This is a genomic window from Ammoniphilus sp. YIM 78166, assembly GCF_004522215.1.
In the GTDB taxonomy this organism is placed as follows: Bacteria; Bacillota; Bacilli; order Aneurinibacillales; family RAOX-1; genus YIM-78166.
On the sequence record NZ_SDLR01000002.1, the window covers coordinates 1,010,796 to 1,029,316 of the forward strand.

The window sequence follows — 18,521 nt, forward strand, 5'->3', positions numbered from 1 at the left end:
TGGAAGAGACCTATATGGCGGCCAGTTGAATGAGGAAACTCAAATTGAGATGACGATTATAGATGGAGAAATACAAAGTGGTATTTAAGAAAAAAACAAGCTGTTCTATTGATTTTTGATAGAATGGCTTGTTTTTTATTCTTTTACAAAAACGTCTGTTTTAAATGGTAAGCTAACTGCACTCTTAATAGGGAGGTTCCATCTTGAAACTGAACCTGCAGCAGCTCTTCAATCTTCTTCAACCGTTTGTACAGTGTATTCACATGGATATGAAGCTCTTCAGCTGCAGGTGCAGCGGATTGGTTATGGGAAAGAAAGACTTGCAAGGTTTTTTCCAGCTCATCATGACCGCTCCTCCAAAGTGGCGATAAGGTTTCTTCAATAAAGGATTCAATCTCTGACTGTTGGCCCATAAACAACCGGTTCATGCCCATTTCCTCGTAGCAAAGCACTTGATGTTGTTTACGGGCGGAAAGAAAACTGAGAACCTTTTGGGCTTCTTCGTAGCATTTTCTGGCGTGAACGAGCCCCGGGTGGACAGCAGAGATAGCGGTTCTAAGCGAGCAATCGAATCTTTTTTCGTATTCCTGGTGAAGGGCTTGCAAGTCTTTCAAGGTATAGTGGAAGCTCTCACTGGGTTCAAGTGAAAACAAGGCAATCGCCCTGTTATTAAAGCCGTAAATGAGTTTCGGTTGATGCGTCAGGTTGCTTTTTATTCGATAAATTAAGCGGTGAATATCAAGATCCAGGCGATACGGATCATAGGCGTTCAGATTTTCGATGATCACCAGGAAAATGGAAGAATGCGGCGAGAGTTTCAGGTCGATCGATCGGTTGGCGAGAAATTCGCTGTTTTCGTTTTGCAGCAGCTCGTTAAAAAGTTCGTGGGTCTTTCGGTTATACTTCTCCAGCAAAGAGAGGGTCTTCATAAATTCCAAGGCGAGGATGGAGGCCCCTTGTTCAATGATCACCTCGTCTAAAAGGGGGAGCTGCCCCTGAACAGGCGTAACGATACACCCTAATATTTCATGCCCGGAACTGATCGGAAAGAAGCGGAGCCATTGATGGTCCTCACCATAATCAAAGGAATTGTTCTTATGACGTTGGGCCAGACGGCGAACGTTCTCGCAAGGCATGGGAGACTCCCGGGTAGCTTCCATATTAATAAAGTCATAGAAGTAGAGGGGTCTTTGCAGCATCTGTCTTAATTCCCGGATAATTCCGCCGATCCCTTTATTATGGAGGGAAAGCTTGGTGAGTTCCTTGTGAATTTGATTTCTCTTTTCAAGGAGCTCATTCTTCAAGCGAAGCTGTTCACTAAATTTTGAAGCATTTTCGAAATGGGTCTCTGCTTTATGATAGAGATTAGCGTTCTGGATGGCGATAGCCGTGTGGGCGGCGAACCCCTCCATGAGCTGAACATCCCAAGGAGTAAGAAGGCCTTGCTTGTAAAATTGGTGAACCGCCAATACGCCGATTCGTTTCTCACCAATGGAAACAGGGACGCAGATCATCGCTTTCGGATGAATTGTATCGGCAGATTCTAGCGTAATCCGGTAGTTCTCAGGGTGTGTGGTAGCCATGCCCTCATAAATTTCTTCTTGAGAATTATACAAGAGAGAGGTTCCTTCAAGGAATACGCGGCCGGTAATTCCCTCACCTGGTGCAGCCTGAAATTCGAAGAATCTTGGGCTAAAGCCAACGACCGCTTGTGGAATCAGACGCTGGTGCTCCTCCTCAAATAGTAGCAAGTATCCTGCATCGACATTCGCTAGAACTAACAGCGCGTGGTCGATGATGTTTCTTAGGATTTGTTCCCTATCTAGCGTTGAGGTGATCGATGTTGTGATTTCCATCATTCGCTTCAGATCGGTTTCCCTCGAGTTCAACCGGTGCTCGGTAACGATAGCTTGAAACAAAAAAGAAAGCTCATCATACTCATCCCTCGTGAATTCAACCTGTTCTAGCATCAGGTCAAACGTCACCTTGTCCTCCTCCAGGTAGTGGAAAACTGTGGAGTTCCATCCACCCTGTACCAAAGGGCGTTCATGTGAAAATAGGAGTAGCGTCGGTTCCTTTTCTTTAATTCGGTGCAGCCAAATTTGGTAGGGGATATCTATGAACTTTTTAGATAGATAGTTTGAAATAAAAGCGAGGTTCATCCTTGTTATCACCTTAGAGGTTGTATTTTTACACTTTTTTCATTATAAAGTGTGGATCCCTACATTGCAATATAAATTCTGAAAATTATAATTAGGTTTAATTCAATAAATCTTTTACATAATGGAGGGCTATGAATGAGAACGTGGGGAAAAATGAGTCGAGCATCTTTGAGTCTAGCATTAGCATTGAGCTTAACGACAGGCGTGGTGCCTAGCTTTGCCGCTGAAAAGCATGTAAGCGCTTCTCAATCGAATAAGGTGAAAGTGGGTCAAGGAACCGTCAAGGTCATTCGAGATTCCTTTGGCGTGCCGCATATCTACGCCCAGAATCTGGACGATCTATATAAAGCTTACGGCTATATGATGGCCAAGGACCGCTTATTTCAATTAGAGATGTTCAAGCGTGGAAACGAAGGAACGTCAGCCGAGATTTTTGGGGAGAAGTACTTGAAGCGAGATGAGACCATACGTCGTGATGGGTACTCTGATGGAGAAATCAAAAAGATGATCAAGAAGATGAATCCGTTCTCCCAAAAAGTGGCCCAACAGTTCGCGGAAGGGATTTCCTTGTATGTCGAGGAAGCCTTGAAGGACCCCGATAAGCTATTATCTAAGGAATTTCATGACTATCAATTGAAGCCAAAGAAATGGTCGGATGTGGATATTATTCGACTGTGGATGTCGTCGATGACGGTGTTTATGGACCAGGAGCAAGAGGTGAAGAACGCGGCGATTTTGGCCAGCTTAGAAAAGCAGCACGGCAAGGAAAAGGCTAAAAAAATGTTTGAAGATATCTTCTACAGGGACCCATTGGCAGTGACCACGATCGAATGGGATGAGTTTACTTACGGTGAAAAGAAGAAGGACCAGAAAATAAGTCAGGCGGATCCACGGGTACTTACCGCTTCCGCGGCTCTAAGCAAAGATAGAGAAGACTTTATCAAAGCCTCTGAAGAGTTGTCTCTTCCGCTGAAGGTAGGCAGCAATGCGCTGATAGTCAGTCCTAAAAAGTCCAAAAGCGGAAATTCGCTCCTAATGAGTGGTCCTCAGGTGGGCTTAACCGCGCCTGGATTTATGTATGAAGTGGGATTGCATTCTCCTGATTTTAACATGCAAGGATCTAGTTTTATCGGATATCCGTTTATTATGTTTGGCAGTAACGACCGCTTTGCCCAAACCGCGACCGCTGGTTTTGCCGATATGGTGGATATCTATCAGGAAGAACTGAATCCTACCAACACTTATCAGTACAAGTTCCAAGGGAAATGGGTAGAGATGGAGAAGAAAACACAGACCATTAAGGTGAAGAATACCGAGACGGGCAAGGTGGAGGAGACACAGAAGGACTTCTATTATACCGTTCACGGTCCAGTCGTTTTTCTTGATGAACAGAACCATTTAGCCTACACGAAAAGATGGGTCTTCCGCGGTCAGGAAGCACAGGGCTGGGAAGCCTATCTCAAAACGAACCACGCCAAGGATCTGAACGAGTGGATGGAGGCTGCACGCCACTTTAGAATGTCCTTGAACTGGTTCTATGCGGACAAAGATGGAAACACGGCCTACCACCATGTGGGACAGCAGCCGGTGCGAGACGACCGAGTCGATTGGAGACTTCCAACCCCGGGAACCGGCGAATATGAGTGGAAGGGCTGGACGGATACAAAGGACAATCCGCATATCATCAACCCAAAGTCTGGTTATATTGCCAATTGGAACAACAAGCCGTCCGCAGGCTGGGACAACAATGAAAATACTTTTTCTTGGGCAGCGGATAACCGCGTTCAGCAATTTAAACGGGGTGTGGAGTCTCTCGATAAACTAGATCTTCAGGATATTAATAATATCAATTATCATGCGAGCTTTATCAACTTAAGAACGACGAACTTCAAGCCTTTCCTCGTTGAGGCTCTTGAGAAGCATGTGAACAAAGATGTACGATACCCCGACGTATTAGAGCTACTTAAGGAATGGAACAATTTAGCAGAAGACAAGGATAAGGATAAATTTTATGACTCTCCTGCCGTCACTCTTTTTGAAGCTTGGTGGCCTGCCTTAGTAGAAAATGTGATCAAAGACGATCTTGGAGAGGACTACAACACGCTAAAAGGAATCATTGATCACCGTTACGGAACGGGCTTATTACTCCGTATCCTGGAAGGAGACAAAGCCTCTTCTCCAACCCAATATGACTGGATGACAGAAGATCGCGATGAGCAGATTCTTAGCAGCTTGAAGCAGGCCCTGGATCAGCTGACGAAACAATACGGAGCAGACATGATGAAGTGGATAAAGCCGATTCAAACCGTGACCTTTGGGGGGCAATCCTTAATTGGAGTTCCGCACGGATTGGGCTCAGGTAAACCGATCATTCAGATGAATCGCGGAAGCGAAAATCATTTTGTTGAGCTAACCAAGCAAGGACAAGTCGGATTTAACTTAACCCCTCCGGGCCAGATTGGATTTGTAGAAAAGGATGGAACGGTAAGAGACCATTATGAAGATCAAATTGAGATGTATGAGAATTTCGAGTATAAGCCGATCTTGTTCGCGGAAGAAGATGTGATAATGAATGGGGTTTCTACGGAAGTGATTGATTTTGGGAAGAAGAAGGAATAGATAGGATGGCTTCCCATCTAGGGAGGAAAGATTCGTGTTATGAAAAACACAGTTTTCCACACGTTGGAATCCTGTGTTTTTTATTGTTCAATTTCTTCCGTAGGAACCGGCTTAGAAAATACTTTCCATAATGTAGAGCTCATTATAAAAATAAAGCGCTTAATGTAGACACATTAAGCTAAGGATTCAAATCCAAAGATTATTCTTTTACTAATGCTGTTGTATTTTCAACTGTCATTCTTCTGATTTCTTCCTTTGTAAATCCATTATTAAACAAATTAGTTACAAAGGTAATCATTCCTTCATCTGGATAAGGGTTATTCGTTTGTCCTAGATCACTGGATAAAATACAATGATCAGGACCCACATACCGAATGGTTTCATATAGCCCGTCCCAATCAATTCCATAATGTGGATTAATGACCCCAAAACATTGTTCCATGATGGCTCCTAGTTCAGTCAGTTCTTTCTGTTCTTCCTTTGATAAGTTCACAGAAGAGAAGGTAGGATGGGTAATAACCACTTTTTTTAAATTCATATCACGAGAAGCACGGACTACCGCATAAATTTCTTGTTTTCCTAAATGACCAGTGGCAAGGATCATATTATTTTGAGCAATCAAATCTAAAACTTCTAGTGTGTTTTTGGTTATATCCCCGTTCTCGAGCACGCTGATCCCCTCTTGAGTTTTACCTTGTTGAGCTAATTCCAATTGAACCTTTGCCCAAGGAGGCAACTCGCTGTATACATTCTGTATTAGTAAAAAGTCAAGCTCATTCTTAGCATCAAAGGTTGGCATCCAAACTATTTTCGCTCCATCGCGGGCGGCCATATTAACTGCAATCGGATTAATTCCGCCAACGGGGTAGTTCAAGGCAATGGCACCGATTGGTTCAACATCTGGATATAACTTTTTAACTAATCTAGCCCGTTCAGCTGTACAAAAATAATGAGATTTTATCCCGAATCCCTTCATGCCTAAGTTTTTTACTCGTTCTGCCATTTCAAAGTCATCAAGTTTTCTTTCATTAACATCCGGTCCGGTATGCACATGAAGATCATAAGCCCCTTCAAGTAATTCACGATACATAAATTCATCCACTCCCTTGTTCAGTAGTCATTAAGTAAACGAAAATTAGATATAATACAATTACAAATCATATATAATATTTATCTAAATATATATTATTTGAATAGAACTACTATTTCAAGTACTATTTATTAATATATTGTCTATAGCTATTATGTAGGAAGATAATTTATGAACTAGGATCCTGAAATACCTTATTATACTTGACTTGAACACTTGTACAAAATAATATATAACAATACTTGCTATGATATATATTTTGATTATTTTTGTTAGGAAAAAGGCTACGGGTTTTATATTAGATAAGGGAGCTTGATATGGTTATGGACCATCCTGGAGGAAATACCAAGTCTGACATAGTGTATGAATACTTAAAGGAAAAAATATTAAGGTCTGAATACAAACCCGGGGATCGTATTGTCATTCGTGAAATTTCCAGACAACTGGGTGTAAGTGACATTCCCGTTCGAGAAGCAATAAAGAAATTAACATCGGATGGATTGATCGAGACAAAATCCCATAGTGGTTCCCGAGTCGCGGCATTAAACATTAATAATTTGGAAGAAATTTTTCTTATTCGTGTAGAACTTGAAACCCTTGCAGCTCGTCTAGCAGCCAAATCAGCGACAATAGAAGAGATTGCCCAGTTGGATAGCTTGGTGCAAAAAATGGATGAGAGTATTCAAGAAAAGGATATTTGTGAATTTACAAGGTGCAACCGGGAATTTCACCGTCTGCTATATCAAGCAAGCCATGCTCCGGTTCTGAGTGAAATGATTGAAAATTTATATATGAGAAGCGAAAACTCAAAAATGATATTTACATACGACCCAGAACGTTTACGTGTCTCTAATGAGGAACATAAAGAGATCGTTGCAGCTCTTCGTATCAAAGACGAAAACAGGGCCTCAGAACTTATCCGGATTCAAAAGGAAAATGGGTTCAAAGTGGTTTTGAACGCCTTAAGGATATCAAGATCTTTTCTTGGAGGGTAAGTTTATTGATTAACATTTCCATCTATAACAATAAAATTTCTTTTGTCTAATATCGGCTACTCTTTCTATGTGAAAGGGTAGCCTATTGTTATTTATGGGGAATATAAAAAGCCATAGATTGACATCTATCAAATAAAAGATATATAATCCTTTAAAAATTATATATCTTTTATTTTTGTATATATATTATAATGACATCTTTTCTTTTTCGAACATTTATTAATATGGGAGGGAATAGGGGTATGGATCATTTAGAAGGGTACACGAAATCTGACAGGGTCTATGAATTCTTAAAAGAGAAAATATTAACCGCTTCCTACAAACCTAGGGACCGAATTGTTATTCGTGAAATTTCCAGGCTTTTAGGGGTTAGTGATATTCCTGTTCGAGAAGCGATTCAAAAGCTATCATCAGAGGGATTGCTCGAAACGAAGTCACATAGAGGAGCCAGAGTGGCGGCAATCAATTTAAAAAATTTGAAAGAAATCTTCCTTATTCGTACAGAGCTTGAAACTCTTGCAGCTCGTCTCGCAGTTAGGGAAGCAAAGTCTGAGGAAATTGTTAAACTTGACCATTTGGTACGGATAATGGACGAGTGCTATCAAAGTAACAATATTCCTGAGTACACGAGGTACAACAGAGAGTTTCATATGCTGCTTATTCGTGCTTGCCATGCACCGGTTTTAATCGAAATAATCGAAAATTTGTATATGAAGAGTGAAAATTCAAAAATGATATTTACTTATGACTCGGAACGCTTGTGTGTATCCAATATTGAACACCGCGAAATAGTGGACGGTTTGATAGAAAAGGACGAGGAGAAAGTAGCTAGGTTAATTCGATTTCAAAAAGAAAATGGATTTAGAAATGTACTCCATGCTTTAATGTTATCTCAATCCATGAGAGGGGAATAAGGGATACGAAGCTATATTTTTTAGGAAAGATCTAAATTGTTAAAATTTAATTGACAACAATTGACCTTATATATATAATTCCAATTAAATCATATATAATTATATAAAAAATTATATATGATTTCCATTTGATAATATTTACATGTTGGCTAAAGGAGGAAATATGGTGAAAGTCGCTAATTGGGAACAAATTCAAGAGGTAATCGTTCGGGAAGGTGTAAGTCGCAAGGGGTTTAGCGGAGAAGGTGCAACAATTGCTATGAATACTTTGCTTCCAGGACATGAGCCTAGGCCGCATAGCCACCATTTTGAACAAATTGTATATATTTTAAGCGGCAAAGTGAAATTTCATGTTGGGGAGGAGAGTGTAATTTTAGAAGAAGGAGGGCTTCTTGTAGTTCCACCTCATGTTGTGCATTATGCTGAGGTGATTGGTGAGGAAACAGTTCTAAATCTCGACATTTTCACACCGAAAAGAGCGGAATATGATGAGTAATTATAAAGAGGGGGAGACAACATTTAAAACTCGTGTGTTCACTGGGGATTCACAATTAGGTACTTTTGTAAAAATATACTCGCTTGAATTAATCGAAATACTTGGACTTTCCGGATTTGATTTCATCGTGATTGATATGGAGCATACAACCTTATCGTATGACAAGGTTGAACATATGGTCCGTACAGCTGACTTATATGACATGGCTTCTATAGTTCGTATTCCAGACAGTGAAGAAAGTACCATTCTCCATGCCCTGGATTTAGGAGCCATAGGGATTCAAGTTCCCCAAATAAATAATCGGGCAGATGTAGAATCCATTGTTCAAGCGGCAAAGTATCCTCCTCATGGTACAAGAGGGGTCACCTATGCCCACCGTGCTGCAAAGTTTGGATTTAAGACCGGAAAGAGTTATATGCAAGAAGCAAATGAAAGAAATACGATTGCCGTTCATATTGAAACGGTTAGCGCATTTAATCAAGTAGATGCTATCTGTAGCGTAGAAGGATTGGATATCGTATTTATAGGACCTGTTGATTTGTCCATTGCATTAAACCTTTCATCTGATTATGTTTCTGGGGAAATGAGCGGACCTGTACAAACCATTTTGGAGTCTTGTCGAACACATGGAAAACAGCCCGGTATTATGGTTAATAATGAGAGAGAGTATCGATATGCAATGGAGCAGAACATTCCGTACATTGTCTGGGGATCTGATATTGCTGTTTTTAAACAAGCAGCCACAGGAATCAAACATTTGCAAGAACGTATCCGTCACGATTTTCTAAAAGTATAAAGGATTTACTTGGAAATCCGAATGGATCTTTTGATAGAAATGTAAGCGGTTGATCCAATGAAAAATGTAAAAAATTGGGGGATATTATATGAAAAAATGTCTATCGTTTCTATTAAGTGTGGGTATGGTTGCTTTATTAGCTGGTTGTGGGCAGGGGAATGATACATCCACCGCTACTACAAGTCCGGATTCTTCTTCGAATCAAGAAGTCAAAACGATTAAAATAGCTCATGCCGCCTCACTAACGCATCCTTTTCATACAGCTACGGTTAAATTTGTAGAGCTGGTGAAAGAAAAAACAAATGGACGTATTGACATTCAAATTTACCCTTCTCGACAACTAGGGGACGATAGAGAGATTCTCGAGCAAACCATGAATGGTTCGATCGATTCAGCAGTCGTATCAAGTGCTATATTTAGCGGATTTACTCCCGTGCTTGATGCGGTGCAGATGCCATTTCTTATTAACAGCTATGACATTGAAGAGAAGGTACTAAAAGCTCCAGTTACGAAAGAATTATTGGACAGCCTTGACCAATCACTGGGATTAAAAGGGTTAACCTTGTTTGAAGGTGGAATGAGACATATTGCCAATACGAAGAAAGAAGTTAAATCACCATCTGATTTGGAAGGGTTAAAGTTAAGAGTTGTTCCTTCTGACTTGATCAAAGACACATTTGCGAAACTAGGGTCTTCTCCAACTCCTATGGCTTATGGTGAAATTTATTCAGCTCTTCAGACAAAGGTCATTGATGGAGAAGAGATAAACCTGACTTCCATTGTTGCAGAGAAACATTATGAGGTATTAAAGCATATCACGCTTTCCGGACAGTTTCCTTTCCCCGGTGCACTTATCTTTAATAGTGATATTTTTAATGGTCTCTCCGATGAAGATAAGAAAGCGATTCAAGAGGCTGCTGTAGAAGCGACAGATTTCAATATCTCCGAAGTGAAGGTCTTGGATACAGAAGCGTTAAAAACAATTAAAGAAAAAGGGATAACGGTAACAGAATTAAAAGACAATAAAGAGTTTTTGGATTTAACAAAACCAGTCTATGATGCTTATTCTTCTAAAGATCCTCTAATTAAAAAGTTTATTGAGGAAGTTCAGAAATTAAAATAAGTGCATCGTAAATGGTGGGGCACTGAATCTTTGCCCCTTCTAATTTTCTAGCGATAGTTGATTTATATCAAATGACTAGGAGGGTTTACGTTGCAACAGTTAAGTAAGATGATTTATACCCTTTCAATATGGATACTTACTCTATTAGTGGGCTTGATGGCAGGTGTAACGATGCTAGAGGTTGTGGGACGCAATCTTTTCGGTCATTCTTTTTCCTGGTCGGAGGAGGTAGCAAGGTATACATTAGTCTGGCTTACTTTTATTGGTGTCAGTGCGGTGTATAAACGGAAGGAACTCGTTGGGTTTGATCTATTAATGGATAAAATACCTCCTAAATCTAGGACCATCCTTTCTGCTCTCGTCCAGTTGGTCATGATCGGGTTTATTCTTATTCTTATTTATTATGGATTCAAGCAATCATTCTCCAGAACGGTTATGCTTCAACATAGCGCAGGTCTAAATTTACCCATGTATGTTCCGTATCTGGCCATTCCAATTGGCATGGTAATGACACTCGTTCATGCCATCGCGCATTTCTTTGAGCAAAAGGATCCGGTTGTTTCGTCTGATCAAGCTCGGAATGATAATTTATACGATCAAATGAAGATTCAAGGGGGAGAAGCCAAATGATGTATGCTTCGCTCGGTTTCATCATTTTGTTAGCTTTGGGCGCTCCTATTGCTTTTGTTATAGGGATAACCGGGTTTATTCATTTATTAAGCACCGGTGATTTTCATTTATTGCAAACCATGACACAACGGATGTTTTCTAATGTCGATAGTTTTACTCTTCTTGCCATTCCGTTCTTTATACTTGCCGGTGAATTGATGAATTCATCAGGGATAACAACAAAGCTTATCGATTTCTCTCGCAGCTTAATTGGCTATGTTCGCGGCGGGATAGGCTACGTGAATGTGTTCGTGGGTGTTTTTCTTGGGGCCATTGTAGGTTCTGCTAACGCGGAAGCAGCGATAAGGGGCTCCATGATGGTGCCAGAGATGGAAAAGGACGGTTATGATCGGAGGTTTGCAGCAGCACTTACTGCGACATCCTCCATTATTGGACCGGTTCATCCACCTAGTTTAATCTTTATTATTTACGGGGTTGCGGCCAGTACATCCATTGGTGCTTTGTTTTTGGCCGGGATTATTCCAGCTTTATTAATAGCTGTTGCTCACATCGTTGTTGTTTTCCTTTATGCGCGTAAAAAGGGAGCTGTCTTGAAAAAACATCCATTCCCTACCCTGAAGGAATTTATGGTTTCTTTTTATCAGGCCATCCCCGCCTTGCTCATCCCATTCATCATTTTAGGCGGTATTTATTCCGGTATGTTCACACCGACTGAGTCAGGTGCGATCGCCTGTTTCGTAGCACTGTTTATTGGTTTATTTGTATATCGGACATTGAAACTTTCAGATTTACCGAGAATTCTGTCACACACAGGGATTATTACAGCGTCGATCACTTTTATCATTGCAACATCCAATATCCTTGGCTGGTCGCTTACAATTGAACAGATGCCGCAAAAAATTGCCGAAGCTATTCTATCTATCAGCAATAATCCAACTGTAGTTTTACTTTTGATTAATATTTTATTGCTTATCGTTGGGATGTTTATGGATATTACAGCAGCGATCCTTATCCTAGTACCCGTATTACTTCCGGTAGTTACTACCTTAGGAGTGGATCCTGTTCATTTTGGACTCATCATAACCATTAACTTGGCGTTAGGACTTATTACACCTCCTGTTGGTGTCGTTTTGTTTATTACATCGAATGTAACGAAAGTACCATTACAACCACTCGTAAGAGCATGCCTTCCATTTTTTATTTGTATCATTGTTACTCTGCTTATTGTCACGTACGTTCCGGAAATATCCTTATATCTACCGAGAGTAGCAGGATTGTTAGGATAGAGATATGAGGTAAAAGAAAGTGGTGGAGAACAAAGGAGGACAGGAAAAAATTGCTCCTGTCCTATTACGGAAAAGTAAATATATAGGCCAGCACATTGCTTTCCATTTTTAAGTTTTATTTCGCCAGTTTCAGCCCCAGCCATTTCCGCAAGAATGAAATCAGCAGTAATCCTGCTGGCACAAAAACGAATAAGATAGGAATCCCTAAAAAGGTATTCTGAAAGTAACTAGTCATTTCAGCAACGTTTGGAAACACCCAGTATGCTATGATCGTAATGATTAGTCCAGCAGGTAGCGACAGCGGCTTATAGTCGGTAAGATTCAGCCATTGGGAGATCGAATTAACAACAACAAACTGCATAAGCCCTAACTTGATAAAGGATCCTCCAACCCAAATAAGCATAACAAGAGATTCCAGATTCTCGAAAAAGTCGGCATAGCTAATGTAGCGGGCAGCGCTCATAATGGGGTAGAGAAAGTCGCCGGTAATGTTGCCAAAAAGGAGCAGTGTGGTCAGATTGGTAATGACCAAGGTTCCAACGGCAGTGATTACCGAATAATACCCCCATGAGAGACTTTTTTTCTGATCCCTAATATAGGGTAATAAAAAGGAAACATAGAAAAATAACGCGTAAAACGATTGCAATACGATGGCACCTTTTAAGGAAGGACTTAACCCCTTCTCCATTACGGGGAAGATGGATGTGATCTTTAATTCTGGAATGAGTAAAATCATCAAGATGACCCAGAGCAAAAAAAGAATAGGAGTAAATATTTCCGCTAATCTCGCTGCTACTTCCAGTCCACCCCGTAAGGCAATGGAAGTAGCCAGCATCATGGTTCCCATGACGATCAAGATCGGAGTTTGGTTGAGAAATGCACCTACAATGAACTCGGCATATTGACGAAGAGCTATGCCTGTACCTACTGTAAAGTAAAAAATGTAGAGGAAGCTAAGAATCATTCCTGGAATTTTTCCTATAATCTGTTCCGTGTATTGAATAAAGGTTTTATGTATATAGATGGAATGCAATTTCCAGGCCAGATATAAGGCTAAAAAACCAATGAGAGAAGCCCAAATTGGTGACAGCCATAGATCCCGCTCTGCATAATGGAACGCAACGCCAGGGGCGGTAAGTACAGATGTTGCAATGACATTGGTATACAGTAACAAGGCCATTTGCCAAGAGGAAATTCTACCTTTCTCAAGCATCAGCCTCCCCCTTTCCCTTGATCCCAAACCAGTTGCCTCAACTGAGCAATAAGAAGTAAGGTAGCTGGAATAAGAATAAAAAAGGTGATCATCATGAAAAACGTTCTGGTCAGAAATTGACTCATTTCAGAAACGTTGGGAAATACCCAAATAGCCATCATGGTGATTAAGAATGCCATAGGCAAAGAAAGGGTTTTATAGTCCGGAAAATCCAGCCACTGGGCTGTACTCATAGCTACGACGTATAGCATTAGTCCAAGTTTAATAAATGAACCTCCAATCCAGATGGCCATGACTACGGATTCCAGATTTTCGAAAAAATCCGCATATTGAATGTATCTGACAGCACTCATCACAGGGTATAGGAAGCTTCCGGTTATGTTTCCGAACAGAAAAAGAGTCGCCAAAGAGGTAACGGTTAAGGTTACCATCACCGCCAGTACGGAGTAAAATCCCCATTGAAGGCTTCTCTTTTGATCACTCAGAAACGGCAGAATAAAAGGGAGGAAAAAGAATAAAGCAAAAAATTGCTGGGCGATCAGAGCCCCTTTGAGTGAAGGCATGATTCCATTTTCCATTACAGGTAATATATTTTGTATATTCATTTCAGGGATGAGCAGAACCACAACGATAACCCACATGAGTATAAGAATGGGTACAAGCATATCCGACAGACGGGCTATCACTTCAAGTCCACCCCGTACGGCAAGAGAACAAGCTAACATGATGCTCCCCATTAAGATATAAATGGGTGTCCGGTTCAAGAAGGCTCCTACTACCATCTCGGAATATTGACGAAGAGCTATCCCGGTGATTATTAAGTAATAGCTGCTATAAACGAAACCGAGAATCTTTCCCAAGGTCTTTCCTACGATTAGATTCATGTATTGAGTCAACGTTTTATTAGGATGAATAAGATGCAGCTTCCAGGCAAGATAGATGGTTAAGAAGCCGGCAAGCGAACCCCAGATTACAGAAAGCCATAAATCCCGCTCCGCAAATTTATACATGATCCCGGGAGCTGAAAGAATGGCTGTTGCTATCGAATTCGTATAAAGCAAAAGGGCCATTTGAATAGGAGTGATCCTCCCTTTTTCCATCATAGGATCCTCCTTTCAATCATCTAGTTCCTTTGGGCGAGAACCTTTCTCGCAAGAGGGCAATGAAGAGTAAGCATGCTGGAATGACAATAAAATAGGTAGGCTGTACAAAAGCACTAACCGTTGAGAAATAATGGCTCATTTCTGAAACGTTTGGAAAGGCCCATACCCCCATCATGGTAGTTAGAAGGCCTATCGGTAATGAAAGAAGCTTATAGTCAGAGAGCTCCAAACATTGGGCAGTGCAGAGGACTGTGATGTAATACATAATCCCCAATTTAATGAACGACCCGCCGATCCAGATCGCCATCACCACCGATTCCAGGTTCTCGAAAAAGTCAGCATAGCCAATATAGCGTGATGCGCTCATTACCGGATAGAGAAAGTTGCCTGTAATGTTGCCAAACAGTAACAATGTGGCTAAATTAGTGATCACCAGTGTAGCCATGACGGCCAGAACGGAGTAGAATCCCCATTTGAGTCCCTGTTTTTGATCGCTCAGAAAGGGTAGCAAAAAAGACATGAAAAAGAACATTGTATACCATGCCTGCGGGACTACGGCTGCCAAAAGCGAAGGAGTGATTCCTTTCTCCATCACGGGAAGCAAATTCCTCAGCTCGAATTCAGGGATAAGTAATATCACCAGCGTTAGCCAAAGGAGGAAGAGGATGGGGACAAACATGTCCGATAGTCTAGATATGGCTTCCAATCCTCCGCGTACAGCGAGAGCGCAGACAAGAGCCATACTGCCCATAATCACTAATAGGGGAGTCTGGCTAAGAAAGCTTCCTACAAGGAATTCTCCATACTGCCTGAGTACGATTCCACATATAAAGATGAAGTAGAAGCTAAAGACAAAACCAAGCCCTTTTCCTAGAACTCGTCCTATGATTTGTTCCCCGTATTGAATGAAAGTTTGATTGGGATACATATCGTGTAGTTTACAAGCAAGAAATACCGCTAAAAATCCGATTACGGAAGCAAAGATTGGCGGAAGCCATAAATCTCGCTCAGCATATCGAAAAGTAATGCTTGGAACCATGAGAATGGCTGTGGCAATGATATTGGTATACATTAAAAGCGCCATTTGCAATGAGGATATCCTCCCTCTTTCCATCATCAGGGTCCTCCTTTCGTTTGGGCTACCTGCTTATTACTCAAGTATTTTACCAAGGGGACCAAACAAGGCTTCCATGAGCTTGGCTGGGCTGGGGAGGTCCGGATAAAATACCAGAACGATTCCCAGCAGCCAGCCCATCGATAATAAGCTCAGAAAAGCGAACTTATCCTTTTGCTTCAGCTGGCGAAGGGTTTGCCATTCGTATAGTAAAATGAAGGCGACAATGAATGTCATGCCTAGGATAGCCCCCCAATTCATGGAGTTTTCACCTCATCTTTTGGAATGCCTTGTGGAGTTGAGGCTAGGCCAGGCCTGCGCACATACGCTTTGATGTCAAAGTCGACTTCCACCGAGGCAAAGGTATCCTCCCAGTTTTTCCGGACTTTTTGCCATTCTTTAGGATACTTGCGGTGGAACGCTTCTGCAAATCCAAGAATATCGGTTTTAAAGTCCTTCTGAACTTTATCTAAGGTTTGCTTCAAGCGTTTTTGAAGTTCTTCTTCCACTGTTTCTTCCAACGACTTCACAAATGTGGGGTCCATTAGTGAAAAGGTAGTACCATTTAAGACGGCGTCGTCTTCGAGTACGGCTTTGATGGTCATTTTCCATTTTCCATTTTCAATGCGCGGGATGAGTTGACTGTCAGCGTCAATCAGGAGCAGGGAAATATACCCTTGAGCCTCTTTCGGTTGGACGGTCACGGTAGAAACCTGTATTTCATTTCGGAACCAGAGGACGCCCCGTGTCAGCTTTTCACCGATTGTAGCCACCATCTTATCCTTTTTAAAAATTGCCGTCTGGTTAACATAGCCAATAGTCTGAAGGGGCTTGAGTCCTTTTTCCACAGGGAGTTTCGTAATCATGGGTAGAGCGGCTGTCTGGGCATCTCCGCTTAACATCTGTAAAAGTTCTTTCAATGTGATATTCAGCAATACTTCAGAGTTAGCTAGTTCTCGAAGAACTTCAGTCTGACTCCGTTCTAATGGTGGCTGCAACTCAAGTATTTCTTTGGCTGTTCCTTTAGCAACAAACACCTTCGCCCGCAAGCGTGGCTGCGGATGTCTAACCAGGAAATCAACCGTCTCACGGATTCCTGTTTTGGCAAATTGTTCTCCAAAGATGATGGCCTTCAAGTGTCCCCAAAATACCCTTCGTGGTATCCTTTCGTTTAAGCGGGCAATCGCTTCGGCAATGGTTCTTCCATCGCCGCTCCTGACCATGGTAACGGGAGCATCGCCTCCACCGCCACTTTCAGCTCCCATTAGTTTGGGAATGTGCATTTCTATTGTTATTTCAATCGTATCATCATCCTTCATATCAAGCCCAAGGCCAGTCGCAAGTGCTAAGTCATTCACTTCGGTACGATCCCAGCATCCGCTAACTAGTAGGCAGGATAAGAGTATAAAACAAAGAGCGTATACCTGCTTCATTTCTACTCGTCTCCCCGCATCGGATTAGGTTTCTGATTGGGGGACTGGCGCCGCCGATTATAGTCACCCGTTAGTCGAGGTCTTGTATTTTGCTTCCATAAGGGGGCACGGAAAAGTACGTCCTTCATATCCTGAAATTGCATGGGAGCCATGGGACTCAAATAGGGAACACCGAATGAACGGAGCTTGCATAAGTGGGTCAGGATCAGGATAATTCCCAGCATAACACCCAGCAATCCAAGGCTTCCAGCCAAAAGAATGACGGGAAAACGAAGCATCCGCATGGCCACTCCAGCGGAATATCTAGGGATCGTAAAGGAAGCGATACCTGTAAGAGCCACTACAATGACCATCGGAGCCGATACGATTCCGGCTTGTACGGCGGCTTGACCGATGACGAGGGCTCCAACAATGCTGACGGCAGCGCCTACTTGTTTAGGAAGACGAATCCCTGCTTCACGCAATGCTTCAAACGTAACTTCCATAATCAGCGCCTCAACGAGCGCAGGAAACGGAACTTGCTCTCGGGATGCAGCCATGCTTAACAAGAGTGTCGTAGGGATCATTTCCTGGTGAAAGGTCAACACGGCTACATAGATGGATGGAAGGTGTAGCGCGATCAGGATGAAGATATAACGCAACCAGCGGATCATGCTTCCTATAATGAATCGCTGATAATAATCCTCACTAGCCTGCATTAAGGAATAGAGGGTAGTGGGAGCAATCAAGACAAAAGGAGTACCATCTACGAGAATGACTACCCGTCCTTCCAATAAGTTGGCTACGGCTACATCGGGTCGTTCTGTATCCAACACCTGCGGGAAGGGGGAAAAGGGCTGGTCTTCAATTAATTCCTCTATATAGGAGCTCTCCAGCACGCCGTCGATGTCGATCCTGCCGAGCCGTTTAGAAACTTCTTCTAGAAGAGTGGGGTCCGCGATTCCATCCATATAGGCAATTACAACATCGGTTTGCGTATACCGACCAATACTCATCGATTTCATTTTGAGATCAGGACTTTTGATTCGGCGTCGAATCAGGGATAGATTCACGCCAATGGATTCCGTAAACCCCTCGCGCGGCCCACGAATAACCGATTCGGCTGCGGGTTCCTCAATGGATCGTTTTTCCCATTTCGTTATTCCGAAAGCATATCCGATATTCTCTCTTTCCAGTAAGAGTAAGGGGCTGCCGGTAGAGATATATTTCCTGCAATCGGAAATCGTTTGAACCTCTGTGGCCTTCGCCACTGAAATTTTTTTATTAAGTAGGTCCTTAAAAGGACCAAGATCAGCTGCTTCCTCTTCCATGAGAGGCGAAAGAAGGCTAGCGTCGATTTCTTCAATATTACTAAGACCCTCCACATAAATCAGTGCGGCCTTTCTTCTTCCCCCGATCAGAAAAGGACGGAAAACGACATCGATACAGCCTTCATACATGGAGCGGAGTAATACGAGATTTTGTTCAAGAGAAGAGGATAAGGATTCCGCCTCTTCTTTTTTCTTTTTTCGGTAAGACAAGCTAAATCCTCCCCAACCATACTCGTG

The 18,521-nt window shown here is 42.0% G+C and carries 16 protein-coding genes; 8 read left to right on the forward strand and 8 right to left on the reverse strand.

Annotation, left to right across the window (positions count from 1 at the left end):
- Positions 1-143 precede the first annotated feature (143 nt).
- Positions 144-2,162: a helix-turn-helix domain-containing protein gene (locus EIZ58_RS11135; protein ID WP_134700844.1), complete on the reverse strand. Its 2,019-nt coding sequence runs from the start codon at positions 2,160-2,162 to the stop codon at positions 144-146.
- Between the two features lie 135 nt (positions 2,163-2,297).
- On the opposite strand from EIZ58_RS11135, the gene EIZ58_RS11140 reads away from it, so the two are divergent.
- Positions 2,298-4,781 carry a penicillin acylase family protein gene (locus EIZ58_RS11140; RefSeq protein WP_134700846.1) on the forward strand — a complete coding sequence of 828 codons (2,484 nt, stop codon included), beginning with the start codon at positions 2,298-2,300 and terminating at the stop codon, positions 4,779-4,781.
- A 199-nt stretch (positions 4,782-4,980) separates the two neighbouring features.
- On the opposite strand, the gene EIZ58_RS11145 is transcribed toward EIZ58_RS11140, so the two are convergent.
- Complete coding sequence (locus EIZ58_RS11145) at positions 4,981-5,883, reverse strand: DUF6282 family protein (RefSeq protein ID WP_240689011.1); 903 nt, start codon at positions 5,881-5,883, stop codon at positions 4,981-4,983.
- Positions 5,884-6,188: 305 nt separating this feature from the next.
- On the opposite strand from EIZ58_RS11145, the gene EIZ58_RS11150 reads away from it, so the two are divergent.
- From EIZ58_RS11150 to EIZ58_RS11180, 7 genes are all read left to right on the forward strand, one after another.
- Positions 6,189-6,866, forward strand: coding sequence for a GntR family transcriptional regulator (locus EIZ58_RS11150; protein ID WP_134700848.1), 678 nt, complete (start codon positions 6,189-6,191; stop codon positions 6,864-6,866).
- Between the two features lie 242 nt (positions 6,867-7,108).
- Positions 7,109-7,780 (forward strand): GntR family transcriptional regulator, encoded by a 672-nt coding sequence (locus tag EIZ58_RS11155; protein ID WP_167577615.1) that lies wholly within the window; start codon positions 7,109-7,111, stop codon positions 7,778-7,780.
- 166 nt (positions 7,781-7,946) lie between these two features.
- Positions 7,947-8,276 carry a cupin domain-containing protein gene (locus tag EIZ58_RS11160; protein ID WP_205672142.1) on the forward strand — a complete coding sequence of 110 codons (330 nt, stop codon included), beginning with the start codon at positions 7,947-7,949 and terminating at the stop codon, positions 8,274-8,276.
- Complete coding sequence (locus EIZ58_RS11165; protein WP_167577616.1) at positions 8,269-9,072, forward strand: HpcH/HpaI aldolase family protein; 804 nt, start codon at positions 8,269-8,271, stop codon at positions 9,070-9,072. The genes EIZ58_RS11160 and EIZ58_RS11165 overlap by 8 nt, the downstream gene beginning before the upstream one ends.
- Before the next feature lie 88 nt (positions 9,073-9,160).
- A complete protein-coding gene (gene dctP / locus EIZ58_RS11170; RefSeq protein ID WP_134700856.1) occupies positions 9,161-10,195 on the forward strand; it encodes a TRAP transporter substrate-binding protein in 1,035 nt (344 codons plus the stop codon).
- A 90-nt stretch (positions 10,196-10,285) separates the two neighbouring features.
- Positions 10,286-10,825: a TRAP transporter small permease gene (locus EIZ58_RS11175; protein ID WP_134700858.1), complete on the forward strand. Its 540-nt coding sequence runs from the start codon at positions 10,286-10,288 to the stop codon at positions 10,823-10,825.
- Entirely contained in the window at positions 10,822-12,111 is a 1,290-nt protein-coding gene (locus tag EIZ58_RS11180; RefSeq protein ID WP_240689012.1) for a TRAP transporter large permease, read from the forward strand. The genes EIZ58_RS11175 and EIZ58_RS11180 overlap by 4 nt, the downstream gene beginning before the upstream one ends.
- Before the next feature lie 115 nt (positions 12,112-12,226).
- On the opposite strand, the gene EIZ58_RS11185 is transcribed toward EIZ58_RS11180, so the two are convergent.
- From EIZ58_RS11185 to EIZ58_RS11210, 6 genes are read right to left on the reverse strand one after another with little or no spacing between them, the layout of a single operon-like run.
- Entirely contained in the window at positions 12,227-13,324 is a 1,098-nt protein-coding gene (locus EIZ58_RS11185; protein ID WP_134700860.1) for a GerAB/ArcD/ProY family transporter, read from the reverse strand.
- Positions 13,324-14,424, reverse strand: a complete 1,101-nt coding sequence (locus EIZ58_RS11190) for a GerAB/ArcD/ProY family transporter (RefSeq protein WP_167577617.1) — start codon at positions 14,422-14,424, stop codon at positions 13,324-13,326. Before EIZ58_RS11190 ends, EIZ58_RS11185 begins: the two co-directional genes overlap by 1 nt.
- 19 nt (positions 14,425-14,443) lie before the next feature.
- Entirely contained in the window at positions 14,444-15,541 is a 1,098-nt protein-coding gene (locus EIZ58_RS11195; protein ID WP_240689013.1) for a GerAB/ArcD/ProY family transporter, read from the reverse strand.
- Between the two features lie 36 nt (positions 15,542-15,577).
- Positions 15,578-15,802 carry a hypothetical protein gene (locus EIZ58_RS11200; protein WP_134700865.1) on the reverse strand — a complete coding sequence of 75 codons (225 nt, stop codon included), beginning with the start codon at positions 15,800-15,802 and terminating at the stop codon, positions 15,578-15,580.
- Positions 15,799-16,974: a Ger(x)C family spore germination protein gene (locus tag EIZ58_RS11205; protein WP_134700867.1), complete on the reverse strand. Its 1,176-nt coding sequence runs from the start codon at positions 16,972-16,974 to the stop codon at positions 15,799-15,801. Before EIZ58_RS11205 ends, EIZ58_RS11200 begins: the two co-directional genes overlap by 4 nt.
- A 2-nt stretch (positions 16,975-16,976) precedes the next feature.
- Positions 16,977-18,494: a spore germination protein gene (locus EIZ58_RS11210; protein ID WP_240689014.1), complete on the reverse strand. Its 1,518-nt coding sequence runs from the start codon at positions 18,492-18,494 to the stop codon at positions 16,977-16,979.
- Between the last annotated feature and the right edge of the window lie 27 nt (positions 18,495-18,521).

Bases quoted from the DNA above. Each gene is read 5' to 3' on its own strand.
- EIZ58_RS11135 (WP_134700844.1), bottom strand. From the start codon at position 2,162: ATGAACCTCGCTTTTATTTCAAACTATCTATCTAAAAAGTTCATAGAT.
- EIZ58_RS11180 (WP_240689012.1), top strand. From the start codon at position 10,822: ATGATGTATGCTTCGCTCGGTTTCATCATTTTGTTAGCTTTGGGCGCT.
- EIZ58_RS11190 (WP_167577617.1), bottom strand. From the start codon at position 14,424: ATGGAAAAAGGGAGGATCACTCCTATTCAAATGGCCCTTTTGCTTTAT.
- EIZ58_RS11140 (WP_134700846.1), top strand. From the start codon at position 2,298: ATGAGAACGTGGGGAAAAATGAGTCGAGCATCTTTGAGTCTAGCATTA.
- EIZ58_RS11185 (WP_134700860.1), bottom strand. From the start codon at position 13,324: ATGCTTGAGAAAGGTAGAATTTCCTCTTGGCAAATGGCCTTGTTACTG.
- EIZ58_RS11205 (WP_134700867.1), bottom strand. From the start codon at position 16,974: ATGAAGCAGGTATACGCTCTTTGTTTTATACTCTTATCCTGCCTACTA.
- EIZ58_RS11195 (WP_240689013.1), bottom strand. From the start codon at position 15,541: ATGGAAAGAGGGAGGATATCCTCATTGCAAATGGCGCTTTTAATGTAT.
- dctP (WP_134700856.1), top strand. From the start codon at position 9,161: ATGAAAAAATGTCTATCGTTTCTATTAAGTGTGGGTATGGTTGCTTTA.
- EIZ58_RS11165 (WP_167577616.1), top strand. From the start codon at position 8,269: ATGAGTAATTATAAAGAGGGGGAGACAACATTTAAAACTCGTGTGTTC.
- EIZ58_RS11150 (WP_134700848.1), top strand. From the start codon at position 6,189: ATGGTTATGGACCATCCTGGAGGAAATACCAAGTCTGACATAGTGTAT.
- EIZ58_RS11155 (WP_167577615.1), top strand. From the start codon at position 7,109: ATGGATCATTTAGAAGGGTACACGAAATCTGACAGGGTCTATGAATTC.
- EIZ58_RS11200 (WP_134700865.1), bottom strand. From the start codon at position 15,802: ATGAATTGGGGGGCTATCCTAGGCATGACATTCATTGTCGCCTTCATT.